This window comes from Alicycliphilus denitrificans K601 (genome assembly GCF_000204645.1).
GTDB lineage: Bacteria > Pseudomonadota > Gammaproteobacteria > Burkholderiales > Burkholderiaceae_C > Alicycliphilus > Alicycliphilus denitrificans.
Window position 1 is genome coordinate 45,789 of record NC_015423.1, and the last position, 18,730, is coordinate 64,518.

Consider the following 18,730-nt stretch of genomic DNA (forward strand, 5'->3'; position numbering starts at 1 on the left):
GGGGCGCTGAACCGATCTTTCGCACGCGAAAGGGACGATCCACCGAAGACCATCATCAACATGACTTAGGAGCTTTGACCATGCGTACTACCGTTTATGCCCGCCTCTTTGACCGACTGGCCGACCTGATCCCCAGCCTGCAATCCGCCCGCGCTGGTGCGGTTTTCTGCGCCCCTCCGCGAATCCCTGACGACATGGCCGTGTATTGCCACATTGCGGCCGCCGAGGGTGACATGCGCCTGATCGAGCTGGCCGACGACAACCAGAAGAAGGGCACGGTAATGCCTGCGCCGTGGCTCAAGCTGCGTGTGGATATGGCCAACAAGCTGGCCGAGGTGCTGGAGATGGAAGACACCTTCGGTTATCAGGTGATCTACACGGGCGGCAGTGCGGTGAATCCGCGCCGCGCCCAAATCAACATGTTCGCTATGAACTGGCTGCAAGTCATGGTGAATTTTGAGCTGTGCTTCCAGCCTGCCGACGTGTCGGTGGCGGCCTGATCGACAACCAGGGAAAGGACGAACGATCATGAAAACCATCGCTATCGCCAACCAGAAGGGCGGAGTCGGCAAGACCACTGTTGCCCGCAACCTGGCTTTCTTCGCCATCGAGCGCGGCTTGCGCGTCCTGTGCGTTGACCTCGATCCGCAAAAGAACTTCAGCAAGACCCTCCGGGCACTGCGCGAGCGTACCGTGGGCGACCAGGGCGACGAGCTGCAATCGCTGACGGGTAGCGCCTTGTTCGACGGAGAGGCCATCGAACTGCAACCGCTTCCGTGCGGGGAGTCCGCTGCGCTGGTGGCTGCTGACCGCGAGCTGGTGGACGTGGCCAGCCGCCCGCTGGAAGACCTGCACGCCCCGCGCGCTGCGCTTGCCAAGCTGGCCAAAGACTTCGACGTGTGCATCATCGACACGGCCCCGACGCTGGGGAATCCGCTGTATGCCGCGCTGATCGCCGCTGACTTCGTGGTGTGCCCCTGCACGATGGATCAAGACGCCATCGACGGCCTGGGCGACCTGTTTGAAGACATTGCGCGCGTGCAGCAACTGGAATGGAACGCCGACCTTGTGACGCTGGGCCTGCTGGCCAACCGCGTCAATACCCGCCGCGCCTTCGACCGCAACGCCCTGGAGCAATTGCGCGACGAGCTGGGCGAGGTGGTGATGGAAGGGGTGCTTTACGACCGCGCAGCCACGCAGTACGCCAAGGATCGGCCGGTGTGGCGCGTGCAAAGCGGCGAAAGCCAAATCCTGGCCGCCCGCGAAATGAAAGCGGTGTGCAACCAGATTTTCGACAAAGCCGCGATCTAAAAGGACAAGGACATGACCGCAACCACAACCAACAAAAAGCCCGGCCTCAACCTGGGCAAGCTGTCCGCCGTGGCTCAGATCGCCGTCAAGCCGGTGCAGCCGGCCGACGCCGAAATCGAACTGGCGCGCATCTACAGCGTCAAGCAGGTTCGCAAGACGTTCCGCAACCTGGAGGAACTGGCCGAGAGCTTCAAGCTGAACGGCATCATCGAGCCGCTGGTGGTGCATGAAGAAGCGGACGGCCGCTACCGCATCATCGTCGGGGAGCGCCGCTACCGCGCCGCGCCGCTGGCTGGGCTGGTCAAGGTGCCCGTCATCATCAAGAAGGGGTTGACCGAGCTGCAAATCCGCCGTTTGCAAGTCACGGAGAACAACGACCGCGACGACCTGACCGCCTACGAGGAAGCAATGGGCGTGATCGAAGACGTGGAGCTGTACGGCACCAAGGAAGCCATGACGATCTGGAACCGTGGCGAGGCATGGGTTAGCAAGCGCATGGCTGTGCGCCGCTATGCAGACCCGGTGCGCGAGCTGCTGGAGAACGATCTGTGCGGCGACTTCGAGGTGCTTCACTGCCTCAACCAGATTTACGACATCGAGGACACGCACACCGAGTTTTCGCGCCTCTCTCACCGCATGAACGAGGGCTTGCCCTTGTCGCGCGACGAAGCCCGCAACACGCTGGCCAGAATGAAGGCATGGAAGCAGCAGCAAGACGATCTGGCCCAGCGCCGCATCGAGCTGGACAACGCCAAGAAGGCCGGCGACAAGGCCCCGGAGAAGACGCCTGCATGGCTGGAAGAACAGCGCAAGCGGGATGCCGAGCGTGCGGCTGCTGGAGCTGATGCCGGCGACCAGGACGAGGACGGCGGCCAAGACCCCGCACCGGCCCCGGCCGTCGCCTCGGGACGCGGCCAGCAAGCCCTCCCGACGATGGAGCTGACCCCGGAGCAGAAGGCCGCCGCCGAGAAGGAGCGAGCCAACGAAAAGCTGCTGTCGCTGCGGGAAGAAACCTTCGAGTGGGGCGAAGCCAATCAGGCGCAGTTCTTCAGCATGAAAACCCACATGACCACGCTGGGCCACAACATGCACGAAACCGAGTGGGTGCTGTGGCAAGGGTTCCTGTCCATGACCTTGCCGATGCTGGAAGGCATCGGCCCGGAGCGGGCTGTCATGTACCTGAAGAAGCTCCAGGGCGAGCTGAAGGACAAGACGCCGGCGCAGTTGTGGGAAGAACTGCATCCCGACATCGAGGGCGCTGGCCGGAATGCCTCTCCCGACATGCCGGAAGGCTGGCGTTTCTGACCTCTCCATGAGGGCGGCCGCTGGCCGCCTCTCTTTCAACTTTCGCGCGCGAAACCGCGCTGATGCACCGGACGGCCCCAATGAGACTGAAACGCCTTACCCCGCAAGCCTTTGACCGCGCTGCCGCCGACACCCGCATGGGCGACCAAGCCCGTGAAATGGCGCGCGCCGTGTTGGTGGATGGACGCGCCCAAGTGGACGTGGCCACCGAGTACGGTATGAGCAAGCAACGTGTCAGCGGAGCCGTGGCCACTATCGAGCGGGCATACAAGAAAACTACGACGCCGGGCGTGAGTTCCATTCGCGTGGAGCTGGATCTTCCTGAAACCTTGGCCTTGGAGCTGGCCGCCTTGGCCGAGGCAATGAAAGGGTGCGACGACGCGGCCAGATGCGCCGAGGCGCTGGATAAGGCCACGAACGCCGTGCGCAAGGCCGCCAAGTTATTGGTGGCCGCGCCATGACCTACGCGATCAACCAAGACGAGGCGCAGGGTGCTCCCTTGCGCCTTTGTCGTTTATAAACGATAATATGGACATGTTCACCGTTCGGCACTACATCACCGAGGACGAGCACGACCCGTTTCAAGAGTGGCTGAAGAAGCTGCGCGACCCGATTGCAAAAGGCCAGGTGGTCAGGCGCGTGGGCCGCATTGAGGCGGGGAACTTTGGCGATCACAAGCCCTGCCGCGAAGGTGTGTGGGAGCTGCGAATCGACCAAGGCCCCGGCTACCGCGTCTATTACGCGATGGCGGGCGCGGTGGTAGTTCTACTGCTATGCGGCGGTGACAAAGGCACCCAGGACGCCGACATCGAGCGCGCGATTGGGTTTTGGAAAGACTGGCAACGGAGGTCAGCATGAAGGATCGAAGCCACGACGAAGCAATGGCCGAACTGTTCAAGGAAGACCCGGCTTTTGCGGCCGAGTACCTAAACCAGCTTCTCCTGGATGGAGAACCGGCCGATCTACTGGTGGCGCTGCGCCAGATGGCTCAAGCGCGCGGTGGCGTGCGCGCTATCGCCAAAGAAACCGAGCTGAATGCCAACCAGCTCTACCGCACGCTGTCGCCCCAGGGCAACCCGGAGCTGCGCAGCCTGTCTGCCGTGCTCAAGGCGCTGGGCCTGCGCTTGGCGGTGCAGCCAGTCGGCCAGCACCATGCCACGGCATGAATCGGAACGCACAAAAGAAAATGCCCGGCGAGCAGGCCGGGCACTTCAAAGACCATCATCAACCCCTAACGGATCAACCCGCTTGGCAGCAAGAGACACATAAGGAGCAATGAATGTCCCATCATAACACAGACAGCGAAAGCGCAACACTTTTTCCACTTGGGCGAGGCGATGAGCCGGCAAGTGGGAACATCCTGGCCAGCGCCGTGCAACCTGACCTGTTTGTGGTGCTTGAGGCGATCCATGATTGGCCCGTTAAAGATGATGTGTCCTCAATGGAGTACCCCATCTTCTCCCTGTCAAAGAACCGCGACACGCGCATCCGCGTCTATTCGCGTGCAGGCCGGAGCATTCGCATCATCCCGTCCGCTGTGGGCGCGGCTACAGTCTTCGACAAAGACATCCTGATCTACTGCATCAGCCAGATCGTGCGAGGGCACGATGCTGGCATCAAGGTTTCGCGCCGTGTCCGCGTGGACGTGTACCCGTTTCTGCTGGGAACGCGCCGCAGCACCGGAGGCGCGGCCTACGAGCGCGTGGTGGACATGTGCCGGCGCTTGAAGGGCACCACCATTGAAACGAACGTCAAGACGAACGAGAAGGAACAGCTCGAAGGCTTCGGCTTGATCGAAGACTACCGCGTGACGACCTGGACGAAGAACGGCAAGGGCGCGCTGGAGTTGGAACTGACAATTTCTGAATGGCTCTACCGGGCCGCAATGGACTTCGACATCCTCACGCTACACCCAGACTACTTCAGCCTTGGCCAAGCCCTGGAACGCCGCTTGTACGAGCTGGCCCGCAAGCACTGCGGCGATAAGGCATGGTGGGAAATCAGCTTGCCGTTGCTGCTGGAGAAAACGGGCAGCTCGCAGACCTTGCGCCGCTTCAAGCAGGAGATCAAGGAAATCGTGGAGCGCGACCCATTGCCCGACTACCGGATGTTCCTCGACGAGTCCGTGAAGCCCAACAAACTGGTCATCATGACCCGCGATAACGCCAAACTGGTATGCGAGGCCAACAAGGCCGGCAAGCTGTCCTGGGTGTCCTACTTCTTGCAAAAAAAGCTGACCTGACGCCCATGCAGAGGCTCGCCGCACTGCCCCAGCTTGACCACCGGCAGAGCCTCAACCGCCCATCGTGGCCCCCTGGCCAGCGCCGGCCCGGACTCGTCTATCGGCGTACATTTCGCCTTCTTGCCAAACTGCGCGAATTCGTCTATCGCGGTACGGTTTACTCGTCTATCACCGCACACCCCTGTGCGACAAAACTACCGAAAAACCCGCGTCAGCATTGGATTTTTAGCCCGGAAGCATCCGAAAACGCCTTTTTTGCTGCCACGCTGAAAGCATCCGATACTGCCAAAAACACTCGTCTATCGGCGTACATTTGGCTACTTATCCACAGAAAAACCGGCCGTTTCGTCTATCGACGTACAAACACTCGTCTATCGCGGTACGTTTTTCTCGTCTATCGGCGTACAGCTTTCTCGTCTATCGGCGTACATGCCACTTAGAAAAAGTCTTACGCGACAAGGACTTACGACAGCTTATCCACAGCGTAACACGCGCGCGCGTTTTAACGCCTTCTTATTTAACGTTTTAACGCCGCCGAAGGGGGGGTGCCCCCCCTTCTCGAACCCTCCCGGCCGGCTTCGCCGTCCTCCCATCCCCCCAGGGGCTTTGCCCCTCGGCCTTCGGCCTCACCCCAAGTCGTGCGCGCCCTTGGCGCGAGTGCTTACAAAGCCCGGCTGCGCCGGGCGGGGGTGCTCCACCGCCCTGCAACCACGGTCTAAGCGGCTCAGGCCGTCCGCAAGCGGCCGTCCTGACCTGCCCCGCAAGCGGGGCACCCTACGGGCGCTAAGACACCGGATAAATCACGCCCGCCGCGTCCTACGGCCGCGCCGGCCGCTCAACCGGGCGCGCTGCGCGCCGTGGAAGACCGTCCCTGCTACACAACCGTCAAAAAGTCTTCAAAAGGGAGGGGCGAAGCCTTCCGCGATGGGCATGACGGCTTAAAAGGGCTGAAATGGCCGCGCAGGAGGCCCGCTACGGCGTTTTCTGACCATTGGCCAGCCCTGACCCCTCGGACACCCGGAAAAATCGCTTGTAGCGCGTTCTGTGCGGTCGATTTTTTTGCTGAACAGCTCATGCGAACCGCTGGCCAGCCACTGCCCTACGGCGGCCGCCTCGATGCGAGCCGGATGCCTGCCGGCGAAAGTGAACACGATAGACGAATCACTGCCCGCGAAGGCTCTGTTTCCGGGGCTTGGCGGTCGAATTCGAGTGCCAGCACGCATGAAATCGGCCTGATCCTGGCTAACTTGCCCATTTTTCCCGGCCTGGAGCCATTCGAGGCTCGGGCCGACGCGCCCGATTCGTCTATCGGGGGCTTTTCCAGAAGGACGGCCGCCGAGGTGGCCACCGACCTGCTTCCACCACCAGCTCGACGCCGGCACGCCGAAGGCAAGGGCGACGGCGGCCGATCCCGACCGGCACTTCGCCTGTTGCGTTTGTTGTTGTTTGCTGTAAAATACAACATACAACAACAAACAACACAATCAACCGAAAGGAGCCTGTCATGGCAAGCGAAGCGATCATCACGGAAGAACTGATCTGTAAAGCCGCCGAACAACTGGCGGCAGAGGGGATGCGCCCGACGAACGAGACGGTGCGCGAACTGCTGGCGAAGTGGACGAGCACGAAGGGCGGCAGCTACGCCACCATCGGCCCGGTGCTGCGCGCCTGGAAGGCCCGCCGCAAGGCTGCCGAGTCGGCCGAGCCGGTACGCGAGGCCGCGCCCCAGGTTGTGCTCGACAAGGTGCAGGGCTGGGCTTCGGACATGTGGGGCGTGGCCCTAGAGCTTGCCAATGGCCGCTTGGCCTCCGAGCGTGAATCCCTGGAGCGGGTGCGTCAGGAACTCGAAGCCGAGACAGCGGAGGCGCTGGCCCTGGCCGAGAAGCGAGAGGACGAGCGCGATGAAGCACGCCGGCAAGCCGCCGAGCTGACCGACCAACTCGCCAGCCTTCAAGTCGACGTGGCTGCGCAAACCGAACGGGCTGCGGCTGGTGAAGCACGGGCGGCAGAGCTGGAGAAGCGGGCCAATGAGGTGCATGACGACCTGAAGGCCGAGCGTGCGCGGCGTGATGAAGCGGAGGCTGCGCGCCGGACGGTGGAAGCCGAGCTTTCCACCCAGCGCGCGGACGTGGCCCGACTCTCCCAGCAAGCGGCAGACTTGGAGCGCGAGCTGGCCCAAGTTCGCGGTGAACTTGCGCGAGTGCAGGATCAAGGAGCGGCCGAGCTGGCGGCGGCGCGGAAAGAGCACGCCGAAGGGGCGGCTGCTCAACGTGCCCAGCATGATGCCGAGGTGGGGCGACTGAAAGATGCTCACCAGCAGGCATTGCACGACCAGAAGCAGCGCAGCGTGGAGGTCATCGGCAAGCTGGAGACTTCCAAGCAGCGCATGGAGGCCGAGCTGGACGAGGCGCGCAAAGAGGCACGCGATGCGGCCGCCCAACTTGGCCGGGTGACAGGGGAACTCGACGCGCTGCGCAGTCAAGTCGCCAGTCAAGAGGCGACCATCCGGGGCTTCACCGCAAAGAAGGCTGACAAGACATGATCGGCTCCGCGTGGCTGCATCTGGCCAGCTTCGCGGTCATGCTGGTGGCGACCCGCACCGTTCGGCGCTGGACGTGGCTGTACGCCCTGTCCGCGCTGCCTGGCACGCTGGCCCATGAGGCTATGCACTGGATGGCCGGCTGGCTGTTTGGTGCGCGCCCGGTTTCCATGTCGATCCTGCCGCGCCGGATGCCTGACGGGGAGCTGCTGCTGGGGCGCGTGCTGTTCATGCGCCTGCGCTGGTGGAATGCGGTTCCCGTGGCCCTCGCGCCGTTCCTTCTCATCCCGTTGAGCGCCGGCCTGCTGTGGCATTCCGCTGGCTGGCCCGCTCTGGCGTGGCCCAGCCTTGGCCTGAAGCTCCTGGCGGTGCAATGCCTGCTGGCGACGTGGCCGAGTGGCCGCGATTGGTGGCACGCCCTGGGCGGTGCAGCCGTGGCCGGGGCGCTGACGCTCGCTGGCCTCTACCTCTACAACCGTTTTGGCTTCGCCCTGCGGTGACTTTCGCGCGCGAAAGTCCGCGCTTGCGTGTTATTTGCTTTCACAATGAAAGCAAATAAACGCCAATATCTATTGACGGTCAATAGTTTGACGGGTAGAATATAGGCATTGCTTCAGTGATGAGGCGATGCCCCGGCAGGGGTGACGGTGAGCAGACCAGACCCCAGCCGCTTAGACCATCTTCAACCCTTCCGCATAAGGAAAACGACCATGCAGACCGCCCACGTCGCCCAGGCCAACACCACCGCCCAAGCCACGGATTACCCGCAATGGGTGATCGTTGAGAACGCCGGCACCGATGCCGAAGACGTGTGGAGCGACCACCACACTTTCAAGGCGGCGCTGAAGGAGCTGGAGAGCTGCGGCGGGACGGATAACGGCTTCGACCTGATGAAGCGCCTCCCCGATGGCACCCTGACCACGGAATTCTGACCCATGCGCTGCATCGACCTCTTTGCGGGGGCCGGTGGCTTCACCGAGGGCGCGCGCCTTGCCGGCGCGCGCGTCGTGTGGGCCGCAAACCATTGGCCGCTCGCTGTTCAGTACCACCAGACCAACCACCCGGACACTTGGCACGAGTGCCAAGACCTTCAGCAAGCCGACTGGCGCGCGGTGCCCGCGCATGATGTTGTGCTGGCTTCGCCAGCCTGCCAAGGGCATTCGAGGGCAAGAGGCCGCGAACGGCCGCACCATGACGCGCTGCGCAGCACGGCTTGGGCCGTGGTGGCTTGCGCGGAATATCACCGCAGCCCGGTGATCCTGGTCGAGAACGTGCCGGACTTCGAGAAGTGGGTGCTTTATCCGGCTTGGCGCGATGCGCTGCGCCGGCTGGGCTACGCCGTTTCGCCGCATCTGGTCGATGCGGCCGATCATGGCGTGCCGCAGAACCGGCAACGCCTGTTCCTGGTCTGCACACGCTCGCGGCGGCCGCTGCGTTTGAGCCTGCCGCGCCGCGAGCACCGACCCATTGCCGACGTGATCCAGTGGGATGCCCACCCGTGGAGTCCGATCGCCACGCCCAGGCGCAGCGAAAAGACGCTGCGCCAGATCGCGGCGGGCCGTGCTGCGCACGGCGACCGCTTCTTGATCCCGTACTACTCCAGCGGGAGCGGCCTCACTGGCCGCAGCATCCACCGGCCTGTCGGCACCATCACGACCCGCGACCGCTGGGCCGTGATCGAGGGCGACCGGATGCGAATGCTTGCCGTGCCCGAGGCACGGGACGCTATGAGCTTTCCGCCGTCCTACGTCCTCCCCAACGTCCACCGCGATGCCATGCACCTGCTGGGCAATGCCGTCTGCCCCGTGGTGGCCGCTGACTTCCTCAACGAGCTGCGCCTTGCGGCTTGATCGAACTTCCTGGAGCTACCCCATGAAACCCTCTCGCTTCCTTCCTGTGATCCTCGCCGGCCTCGCCTTGAGCTGGGCCGGCTCCGCTTCCGCCTACAAGCCCGGCGTGCTGCGCGAGCTGGCCGATGCCATCGAGACAGCCGCGCCCGTATCCGTGCCTGCGGCCGGCTCCATCGAGGTGGGCTTTTCTCCCAAAGGCGGGGCCGAGGCCCTGGTGCTTCGCGTCATCGACTCCGCGAAGACAGACATCAAGGCACTGTCCTACAGCTTCACCAGCCCGCGCGTGGTGGCCGCGCTGCTGCGCGCGGCCAAGCGCGGGGTGGCCGTTTCCCTGGTGGCCGACTACAAGAACAACGTCACCGACGACCGGAGCGGAAAGGGCCGGGCGGCCCTTTCGGCGCTGGCTGAAGCTGGCTGCGACGTGCGCGTAATTTCCGCTTACCCGATCCACCATGACAAGGTGCTGATCGTGGATCGCCAGACTGTCGAGCTGGGGAGCTTCAACTACTCCGACGCGGCCGCGCGCGTGAATTCGGAGAATGTCCTGGTGAACTGGAATAATCCGGCGCTGGCCAAGGCATATCTGGCCCATTTTGATCGCAACTGGCGGCAATCCGAGCCTTTCCGTGCCCGGTATTAACAGGAACTCGGAGAACATCATGACCGTCGATTTTTTCCTCATTGACGCCCCGCACGCCGTCCCCCAGGAATTCCAGGGTAGTTCTTCGGCGACAGCGAGAAAGCAGCGTAAGTGTCGAATCTCCATTTCGCCTCCTGTTGTCAGTACAAAGGCCGTTTGAGAGTCGCAGCGTTGTAGCCGCTCATCTCACCGAGTTCATCCAGTTCAGGCCTGTCGCCGCTTTTGTGGCGCTGCGCGACTGCCTCGCCCTGCGGTCCGGGCAAGGCGTGTGACCAGCCGCCGGCCAGCGTCTTGTAGACCGCCACCAACGCCGTCGCCCTGCGGGTGGCGCTTTGTGCCAGCAAGTCTTCGGACTCCAAGCGTGAACGTTCGGCCTTCAGCACATCCAAAACATGGATGGCGCCGCCCTCAAATTGCAGGCGAGCCGTCTTGGCTGCCCGGCGGCTGGCCTCGGTCGCCTGTACCAGCATGGCGTACTCGGTCTGCGCGCGCGATAGGCGTACCAGCGCGTTCTCGGTTTCTTCCATGGCGCGCAGCACCGTGCGCTCGTATACCGCCAAGTTTTCGGCAGTGGCTGAATTGGCCGCCGCGATGCGCGACCGCACCCGGCCCACGTCTAGGAAGGAACCACCCACACCGAGCGAGATCATTCGCGTTTCACTATCACGCTCGAACAACGAACCAAAGCCCAACGCCTGCGTGCCGATCAGCCCTCCCAACGTAAAGCGAGGGAACAGGTCTGCCATGGCTACGCCGATACGCGCAGTGGCCGCAGCCAGCCTACGTTCTGCCGCAGCCACATCGGGACGGCGACGCAGTAGATCGCCCGGTGCACCGGCGTTGATCTGGGCGGGCAGCTCAGGCAAGGCTGCGGGGTGATCCAGCACTTCGGCCATCGCCGCAGGCGTGCGGCCAGTGAGCACGGCAATGCGGTGGGCGGCCACAGCAGCCTCAGCTTCAAGCGGCGGAATGCGCGAGCGTGTCAGCGCCAATTGCGTGCGGGCGCGGTCGGCATCGAACGACGTGCCCCGGCCGTTCTCGAACAAGACCTCGATCAGCCGCAGCGTATCGGCTTGGTTGATTTCGTTGTCCCGCGCGACCTGTAATTGCACTTGCAAGCCGCGCAAGCGGAAATAGGCGTCGGTCAACTCGGCCACCATAGCCACTTGTACGCCCGCCAGGTCGGCTGCGCTGGCCTCGGTCTCGGCGCGCTGCGATTCCACGCTGCGCCGCACTCGGCCAAAGAAGTCCAATTCCCAGATCACGGATAGGCCAGCCGAATGCAGATCGTTATCCCGGTCGGAGCGGGACGCATCCGGTGCTTGTGCAGCACTGGCGCGCTGGGTACTGATTTCACCGGACGCGCCCAGCGTCGGATAGTAGTCTTGGCGACGTTCGCGCGACAGTGCGCTGGCTTGCTCGTAGCGCGACAGTGCTATGCGGATGTCGTGATTGGCGTGAAGAGCATTCTCCACCAAAGAGTGCAGCACCGGGTCATCCAGTTCCCGCCAGAATTGCGCATCGGCCTCCGGTACAAGCTGGGACACGGCAACGGGGTCTTGGCGGGCATACGTCACTGCCTGGGGCGCGGCAGGTGCCTTGTAATTCGGCCCTACTGCGCAAGCTGCCAGCGTCAACGCCACCAAAGGGAGCAGTACCAGATGTGGCATCCGACGTAGGCATGGTCGGATGCGGGATGGCGTTTGAAGCATGACGGAATCAGTCCTTGTGGAGTCAGTCATGGGTGGCCTCCATGGCGACATTTGCCTGGCGACGTGGCTTGCGCGTCGCGAGCCTGCGTAACGCGACGTAGAAAACAGGAGTCAGGAATAAACCGAACAAGGTCACGCCGAGCATGCCGGCGAACACAGTCACTCCCATAACCTGGCGAATCTCCGCGCCTGCGCCGGAACCGACCATCAGCGGCACCACGCCAGCGATGAAGGCGATGGAAGTCATGATGATCGGGCGCAGACGAAGGCGTGATGCCTCCAGCGCGGCATCGAGGATGCTGTGCCCCTTGCGCTCAAGTTCACGGGCGAACTCCACGATCAGAATGGCATTCTTGGAGGCCAGACCAATCAGCACTATCAAGCCAATCTGCACGAAAATGTTGCTGTCACCACCCGCGAGCCACACGCCCGTCATGGCCGACAACAGGCTCATGGGCACGATCAGGATGACGGCCAGCGGCAACGTCCAGCTTTCGTACAGTGCCGCCAGCACCAGGAAGACCAACAGTACCGCCAGCGGGAACACCACCAGCGCGGTATTGCTTTGCGTGACCTGCTGGTAGCTGAGGTCGGTCCACTCCAGTTGCATGCCTGGCGGCAGCACCTTGTCTGCAATGGATTGCACTTGCTGCAATGCCTGCGATGACGACACCAGACGCGGATCTGACTCACCAATCAGGTCGGCAGATGGATAGCCGTTGAAGCGGATGACGGGATCGGGGCCGAATGTCTTGCGCACGTCCACCATGCTGCCGATGGGCACCATGTCGCCATTGGCGTTGCGGGTGCGCAGTTTGACCACGTCCTCGACAGAACTGCGGAACGGTGCGTCCGCCTGAGCCATCACCCGGAAGGTGCGGCCAAAGCGCGTGAAGTCGTTGACATACGCCGAACCCAGGTACACTTGCAGCGTATCGAAAAGATCGGTCACGGCCACGCCCTGTGCCTTCGCCTTGGTGCGGTCCACTACGGCGTCAAGCTGCGGCACATTGGCCTGATAGGAACTGATCGGATATTGGAATCCCGGTTCTTGCGAGATGGCCGTCGCCAGCTCGGTGGTCGCCGTCTGCAATGCGGCATAGCCCTCACGGTTGCGATCCTGCACGTAAAGAGAGAACCCGGAACCCGCGCCCAGCCCCATGACAGGGGGCGGCATGATGGCAAAGGCCAGACCGTCCTGCTCCTGAGCGAAGCGCTCGTTCAACTGTTCCGCAATCTCGGTTGCAGTGTGCTTGCGCTCATTGATGGGCTTGAGTACGAAATACACTAGGCCGCTATTGGACGTGTTGGTCGACTGCAAGGCGTTCATGCCCGGGAACTGCACGGCGTTGTAGACGCCATCGGTCTTGAGCGCGATGTCGCTCACACGGCGGACCAGCGCTTCCGTGCGCTCCAGGGATGCACCCTCGGGTAGCTGGATGACACCGATGAGATACAGCTTGTCCTGCATGGGGATGAATCCGCCAGGGACGGCCTTGAACACAGCTCCCGTCGCCACCAGTAGCGCGATGTAGACGAGAAACACCGCACCACGCCGCCCGAGGATGCGCGACACGCTGTTTCCATAGCCATCCGCGCTGCGCAGGAAGAAACGGTTGAACGGCCGGAATATCCAGCCCAGACTGCGATCCAGCACCCGCGTGGGCAGGTCTGGCGCGGCACCATGCGGGCGAAGCAGGCGCGCGGCCAGCGCAGGCGACAGCGTCAGCGAGTTGATGGCCGAAATTACCGTGGAGATCGCAATGGTGACGGCGAACTGTTTGTAGAACTGCCCTGTCACGCCGGACAGGAATGCCATAGGCACGAATACCGAGCACAGCACCAGCGAGATGGCGACGATGGGGCCACTGACTTCGCGCATGGCCTGATGGGCCGCAGCCAGCGGCGCCAGCCCTTCGGCGATGTTGCGCTCGACGTTTTCCACCACCACGATCGCGTCGTCCACCACGATCCCGATGGCAAGCACGAGTCCAAAAAGCGTGAGCGTATTGATGGAAAAGCCCAGCATCAGCAGCACGGCGAAGGTGCCTACCACCGACACCGGCACGGCTAGCAGTGGGATGATGGAGGCACGCCAAGTCTGAAGGAACAAGATCACCACCAGCACCACCAGTCCGATGGCTTCCAGCAGAGTGTTGACGACCGCCTTGATCGACTGACGCACGAAGACAGTTGAGTCATACTCCACCGACCATTCCACTCCCTCGGGAAAGCGCTTGGCCAACTCGTCCATCTTCGCGCGGACTTGATCCGAGATTTCGATGGCATTGGCGCCCGGGGCTTCAAGGACAGAGATCGCGACAGCAGGCTTGTTGTTGAGCAACGACATCAGCGAGTAGCTGGATGCGTCCATTTCCACGCGCGCCACATCTCGCAGCCGGGTGACCTGACCCTGCGATCCGGTCTTGACGATGACGTCGCCGAACTCTTCTTCCGTCACCAGCCGGCCCTGCGCATTGATGGACAGGAGGAAGTCGCTTCCCGAGGGGTTGGGCGGCGCACCTAGTTGACCGGCCGAGACCTGGACGTTCTGTTCGCGCACGGCTTCGACCACATCGCCGGCGGTCATACCCAGCGCCGCAATTTTGTCGGGGTCCAGCCATAAGCGCATGGCGTAGTCGCCAGAGCCGTAGATCTTGGCATCGCCCACCCCCTGGATGCGTGCCAACTCGTCGCGTACATGGAGCACGGCATAGTTGCGCAGGTACAGCGCGTCATAGCGATCGCCCGGCGAGCGCAACTGCACGACCAGCGTTTCGTTGTGGGACTGTTTGACGGTCACCACACCTTGCTGGCGCACCGCTTCGGGAAGACGCGGCTCTGCCTGGGCGACACGGTTCTGTACCTTGACCTGGGCGTCGTCGGGATCGGTGCCAGGACGGAAGGTGACGGTCAGCACCAACACGCCATCACTACCGGCCACGGACTTCATGTAGAGCATGTTTTCCACGCCGGTGATGGATGCCTCCAGTGGTGCGGCTACCGTGTCGGCGATTTCGCGCGGATTTGCGCCAGGATACGTGGCGCGAACCTGTACGCTGGGTGGCACGACTTCCGGGTACTCGCTGACGGGCAAGAGCGGGATCGCGATCAACCCAACCACGAAAATGATGATGGACAGCACGGCCGCAAAAATCGGCCTGTCCACGAAAAAGCGGGCAAAGTTCATGATGGCTGGCTCTCCGCGCTCATTCGCTCGCCTGGATTTGTCGGCCTGCAGGCGCCATTTCGATGTCCTGGGCCGTCACTGGCATGCCGACAGAAACCTTCTGGATGCCGTTGACGATCACGCGGTCGCCGGGATTTAGACCTTCCTCGACGATGCGCAGGCCTTCGGCCTTGCGTCCCAGCGTGATGTCGCGGCGCTGGGCGGTGTTGTTCTCATCGATCACATACACGTACTTGCGGCTCTGGTCGGTCAGGATGGCCTTGTCGTCGATCAGCATGGCCTCGAAACTGCCGCTACCCGGCAGGCGCACTCGGGCATAGAGGCCCGGCGTAAGCAGGCCGTCGGGGTTGACCAGGGTGGCGCGTGCGCGGATGGTGCCGGTGGCCGCATCGACACGGTTGTCCACGAAGTCCACGTTTCCGGCGTGTGGATAGCCGTTCTCGCCGACCAGGCCCACCTGCACCGGGATACTTTCGCTGCGCTGGTCGGGGCGCTCTCCGTTGCGAGCCATGTGGGCGTAGCGCAGATAGGTACGCTCGTCGCTATCAAAATGCACGTGCACCGGGTTCAGCGAGACTACGGTGGTCAGGATGCTGGCCTGGCCGTCAGCACTCACCAAGTTGCCTGCCGTGACCAGTGCACGTCCGGCGCGGCCTGTGATGGGCGAACGTACCTGGGTGAACGACAGATCCAACTTGGCGGTCTCGACTGCGGCTTGGGCGAACTGCACGTTGGCTTGGGCCTGATCGGCGGCGGCGTGGCGCTGCTCCAACTCCTCGGTGGAGGCTGCTTGCAACGAAGCCAGCTTTTGAGCACGGGCCGCTTCGCTACGTGCCAGTGCGGCCTGCGTGCGGGCGCGGGCCAAGTCTGCTTCCGCGCGAGCCAGAGCAGCACGGTAACTGCGAGCGTCAATCTCGAACAGCACGTCGCCACGTTTGACGATCTGGCCCTCTTCGTAATTGACCCTGTCGATGTAGCCACTCACACGTGGCCGCAGCGCAACGCTTTCCACCGCCTCGACGCGGCCATTGAACTCATCCCATAGGACGATCTTGCGCACCGACACAGGTGCCACGCTGACCGTGGGTGGAGGGGCGGCGACCGCGTCGGCGGCGTCGCTATTGCAGCCAGCCAGGGACAGCGCCAGCAAGCTCGCCGCAGCTAACGGCAAGGCGCGGCGCCAGGAAGGCAGGACCGCAAGGTAAGGCAATGTGCTCATTGTTTTCAGTCTCGAAGGGATGGCGAAACCCGGTTGATAAAATTTGACATACGTGACGTATGCCATTTATCATCCACTCATACGCAACGTATGTCAATCATTTACATACACTTCGTATGTGAAAAATCGGAGGACGACCTAATGGCACAAAAGCGTGCAGAGATGATTGAGGAAACGCGGGCCAAGCTCATCAGTGCCGCCCGCGCTGCGTTCGCAACCGTGGGGTATGCGGACAGTTCAATGGATGAGCTGACGGCCCAAGCCGGACTGACGCGCGGAGCGCTCTATCACCACTTCGGTGGAAAGAAAGGGCTGCTGGAGGCGGTCATCGCCCAGATTGATGCAGAGATATCTGGCCGACTGGCCGTCATCGTCGAGGAGGCGGAGTCCACCTGGGACGGCTTCGTTCAGGAGTGCATTGGCTACATCAAGATGGCCGTCGAGCCCGAAGTCCAGCGGATCGTCCTGCTGGACGGGCCAGCGGTTCTGGGCGATCCCTCCCCGTGGCCCAGCCAGAACGTGTGCATCGTGAATATGCGCCGCAGCCTCCAGAAGTTGATCGAGGAGGCAGTCATACGCCCCGTCGATTCCCTGGCGACGGCCCGCCTGATAAGCGGGGCGCTGCTGGGCGCATCGCTGTGGATCGCCAGCGCAGACGACCCACGCGCCGCTTTCGAAAAAGCCGTGCAGGGATTTCTTGTACTGGTGGCGGGCTTGCGGCGGGACACCTCTCCCGCGCAGTCGTAACAACCCAAAGGTGCCGACCGGCAGGCCGGACTCTTTGACCCAGACCATTCACCTATTTGGATTTTGACCATGAACCCTTTCAAAAATCAGGCTTGGGAGGACGCGAAAGCGCATCATCGCGCTGTTTTTCTGCGCTGCGTGGATGCCGAAGATGGCAGCGCCGAACAATCCCGCCTCGATGCGGAAGGCCGGGCCGCGAAGGGCGAGGCTGACCGCTTGGAGCAGGCCGCGCGAACGGCTTGGTTGCGGGCGAAGCGGCAGTCCGTGGAAATCCACCTCAACGATGACACGCGCGAAACCCGGCATTGCTTTACCGAGCAGCCGTTGCGAATCCACGCTGGTTTCACGCATGAGGATGCGGCCGCTGGCTGGCGTCAAGTCCTGTCCTTTTCTGCCAGTCCGACCCCTGACGCCGACACCTTGGCCCGGATCGAGCGGGCGAAATCGGATGCCGTCTCGCAACTGGAGTCCTATTGGGCCGAGCTGGCCGACGCCACCGATATTCAGCGCGTGATCTACCAGGGCGTGCATTACACCTGGAATGTGCTTGGCGAGGGAATCGGCTTCGGCGGGCAGGCATTCCGTGTTGAGTGGCTGACCGCTGATCGAGAGCCGACCGAGTGCAATTTGTTCGCGCAGGGCCGCATCCCGGTTTGGATGCGTGACAAGCTACCCGACAACGCCCGTACCATTGAAGACTTGGGCTACCGGATTAACCCGTTTCCGGCTGTGGATGACAGCTTGGATGACGACCCGCCGTATTAACCCCTGGGCGTCTCCCCTGCGGGGCCGGGCTTTCGTGCTGCGCATCGAGCCGCCTGCGGCGTCTCGCCCCTTCGGGCGTCAATCCCTGACGCCTCCGCGCCGTGCCGGCGCTGCGCGCTCCGCTTGCCCGGCCTGAAGGCCGCATCGAGGAACTTTCGCGCGCGAAAGTTCAGGCTGTGGATCTGATCCGTGGTGTGCCGGCGCTGGTGCGCTGAATCCGCTACGCGCGGGGCCGCACCCCACCACTACCTCGCGCCTTTATTCGTCGTCATGGTGCCCTCCGGCCGGGCTTCTCCGGTCAAGGGCCGGGCTGCGCCCTGAAATCCTCACCCGTTCGGTGCTCGCCCTTCGGGCTGCGCTCCGCGTGCGGCCTCCGGTTTCTCCCTTGACCGCGCCCGTCCTGCGTGCCCCTGGACGCCGAGGCGACGAGGTAGATGGTGGGATGCAAAAGCCGGCCCCGCGCTCCGCTGGCCATGTGGGTAATCGACGGGGAGCAGGGGAGCTTGTGCCCCTGCGGGGCAAGAGCAACTGCAACACCTTGGGGGCCTGTTCCGGCCCCCAAACCCCGCCCCGAGGCTCCAAGGTAGCTTGCCTGAACCCCGAAGAAACACAAGCCGGGAACCCGCGAAAAATCAGGCTTTTTTCTCTCACAAACTATTGACGGTCAATAGTTTTATGGTACAATATGACTCATGGTGTAGGAACAAAGAACGGTTCTGCACCAGGCAGCAAAGACCACCATCAACCGAGCAAAAAAGGAGCTTCGATCATGGCCAGCATCAACACTTTCACCATCGTGGGCAACGTGACCAAGGACGTGGAATTGCGCTACACGCCCAGCGGCACGCCTTCCGTGACCTTCACTGTCGCCGTGGATAACGTCTATTTCGACCGCGACGGCAAGAAGCACGAAGAAACCGACTTCATCCCGGTGACGACCTACGGCAAGCAAGCCGAGAACGACGCCAAGTTTCTGAAGAAGGGTTCCACCGTGGCGGTGATGGGCCGGATTCGTAGCTGGTACAAGCAGGCCGAACGCAAGGGCGGTTTCAACTTCGAGGCCGAGCGCGTGCAGTACCTGGGCCGTCCCAGCGGCAACCGTGCAGGCGGTGACGCTGGCCAGCAGCAGCAAGGCCCCGGCAACGCCGAGCACGACGACTGGATGCGCGACTACGACAGCACCGAGCAAGCCGGTCAAGGCCGCCGCTAA

19 protein-coding genes are annotated in these 18,730 nt (G+C 62.8%); 16 read left to right on the forward strand and 3 right to left on the reverse strand.

What is annotated here, in order from left to right; genetic code table 11:
* Positions 1-80: 80 nt before the first annotated feature.
* From ALIDE2_RS23825 to ALIDE2_RS23880, 13 genes are all read left to right on the forward strand, one after another.
* On the forward strand, positions 81-500 hold the full coding sequence (locus tag ALIDE2_RS23825; protein WP_009242145.1) for a hypothetical protein: 420 nt from the start codon (positions 81-83) through the stop codon (positions 498-500).
* A gap of 28 nt (positions 501-528) precedes the next feature.
* Positions 529-1,311, forward strand: coding sequence for a ParA family protein (locus ALIDE2_RS23830; RefSeq protein WP_009242144.1), 783 nt, complete (start codon positions 529-531; stop codon positions 1,309-1,311).
* A gap of 12 nt (positions 1,312-1,323) precedes the next feature.
* Complete coding sequence (locus ALIDE2_RS23835) at positions 1,324-2,616, forward strand: ParB/RepB/Spo0J family partition protein (protein WP_013723325.1); 1,293 nt, start codon at positions 1,324-1,326, stop codon at positions 2,614-2,616.
* An 80-nt stretch (positions 2,617-2,696) separates the two neighbouring features.
* Positions 2,697-3,077, forward strand: a complete 381-nt coding sequence (locus tag ALIDE2_RS23840) for a TrfB-related DNA-binding protein (protein ID WP_004637276.1) — start codon at positions 2,697-2,699, stop codon at positions 3,075-3,077.
* Between the two features lie 73 nt (positions 3,078-3,150).
* On the forward strand, positions 3,151-3,474 hold the full coding sequence (locus ALIDE2_RS23845; RefSeq protein ID WP_004637274.1) for a type II toxin-antitoxin system RelE/ParE family toxin: 324 nt from the start codon (positions 3,151-3,153) through the stop codon (positions 3,472-3,474).
* Entirely contained in the window at positions 3,471-3,782 is a 312-nt protein-coding gene (locus ALIDE2_RS23850; RefSeq protein ID WP_004637272.1) for an addiction module antidote protein, read from the forward strand. Before ALIDE2_RS23845 ends, ALIDE2_RS23850 begins: the two co-directional genes overlap by 4 nt.
* A gap of 113 nt (positions 3,783-3,895) precedes the next feature.
* Entirely contained in the window at positions 3,896-4,858 is a 963-nt protein-coding gene (locus ALIDE2_RS23855; RefSeq protein WP_013723326.1) for a replication initiator protein A, read from the forward strand.
* A gap of 857 nt (positions 4,859-5,715) precedes the next feature.
* The gene (locus ALIDE2_RS25130; RefSeq protein WP_148262999.1) at positions 5,716-6,396 is read left to right on the forward strand and encodes a hypothetical protein; all 681 of its coding nucleotides are present in this window, start codon (positions 5,716-5,718) and stop codon (positions 6,394-6,396) included.
* Positions 6,363-7,400, forward strand: coding sequence for a DNA-binding protein (locus ALIDE2_RS23860; protein WP_004637284.1), 1,038 nt, complete (start codon positions 6,363-6,365; stop codon positions 7,398-7,400). The genes ALIDE2_RS25130 and ALIDE2_RS23860 overlap by 34 nt, the downstream gene beginning before the upstream one ends.
* Positions 7,397-7,897, forward strand: a complete 501-nt coding sequence (locus ALIDE2_RS23865) for a hypothetical protein (protein ID WP_013723327.1) — start codon at positions 7,397-7,399, stop codon at positions 7,895-7,897. Before ALIDE2_RS23860 ends, ALIDE2_RS23865 begins: the two co-directional genes overlap by 4 nt.
* Before the next feature lie 210 nt (positions 7,898-8,107).
* Positions 8,108-8,329, forward strand: coding sequence for a hypothetical protein (locus ALIDE2_RS23870; RefSeq protein ID WP_004637279.1), 222 nt, complete (start codon positions 8,108-8,110; stop codon positions 8,327-8,329).
* A gap of 3 nt (positions 8,330-8,332) precedes the next feature.
* Positions 8,333-9,247 (forward strand): DNA cytosine methyltransferase, encoded by a 915-nt coding sequence (locus tag ALIDE2_RS23875; protein WP_009242154.1) that lies wholly within the window; start codon positions 8,333-8,335, stop codon positions 9,245-9,247.
* A 22-nt stretch (positions 9,248-9,269) separates the two neighbouring features.
* Positions 9,270-9,887 (forward strand): phospholipase D family nuclease, encoded by a 618-nt coding sequence (locus tag ALIDE2_RS23880; RefSeq protein WP_013723328.1) that lies wholly within the window; start codon positions 9,270-9,272, stop codon positions 9,885-9,887.
* A gap of 140 nt (positions 9,888-10,027) precedes the next feature.
* Here ALIDE2_RS23880 and ALIDE2_RS23885 read toward each other — a convergent pair whose 3' ends face one another.
* From ALIDE2_RS23885 to ALIDE2_RS23895, 3 genes are all read right to left on the reverse strand, one after another.
* Positions 10,028-11,557, reverse strand: a complete 1,530-nt coding sequence (locus ALIDE2_RS23885; protein WP_013723329.1) for an efflux transporter outer membrane subunit — start codon at positions 11,555-11,557, stop codon at positions 10,028-10,030.
* Between the two features lie 64 nt (positions 11,558-11,621).
* Positions 11,622-14,789, reverse strand: a complete 3,168-nt coding sequence (locus ALIDE2_RS23890; protein ID WP_013723330.1) for an efflux RND transporter permease subunit — start codon at positions 14,787-14,789, stop codon at positions 11,622-11,624.
* Between the two features lie 19 nt (positions 14,790-14,808).
* The gene (locus tag ALIDE2_RS23895; RefSeq protein WP_013723331.1) at positions 14,809-16,008 is read right to left on the reverse strand and encodes an efflux RND transporter periplasmic adaptor subunit; all 1,200 of its coding nucleotides are present in this window, start codon (positions 16,006-16,008) and stop codon (positions 14,809-14,811) included.
* Positions 16,009-16,149: 141 nt separating this feature from the next.
* Between ALIDE2_RS23895 and ALIDE2_RS23900 the strand changes: the two genes are divergently transcribed.
* The 3 genes from ALIDE2_RS23900 (at position 16,150) to ALIDE2_RS23910 (ending at position 18,730) form a co-directional block, all read left to right on the forward strand.
* Positions 16,150-16,755, forward strand: a complete 606-nt coding sequence (locus ALIDE2_RS23900) for a TetR/AcrR family transcriptional regulator (RefSeq protein ID WP_013723332.1) — start codon at positions 16,150-16,152, stop codon at positions 16,753-16,755.
* A gap of 69 nt (positions 16,756-16,824) precedes the next feature.
* Entirely contained in the window at positions 16,825-17,520 is a 696-nt protein-coding gene (locus ALIDE2_RS23905; RefSeq protein WP_013723333.1) for a hypothetical protein, read from the forward strand.
* 769 nt (positions 17,521-18,289) lie between these two features.
* Entirely contained in the window at positions 18,290-18,730 is a 441-nt protein-coding gene (locus ALIDE2_RS23910) for a single-stranded DNA-binding protein (protein WP_009242153.1), read from the forward strand.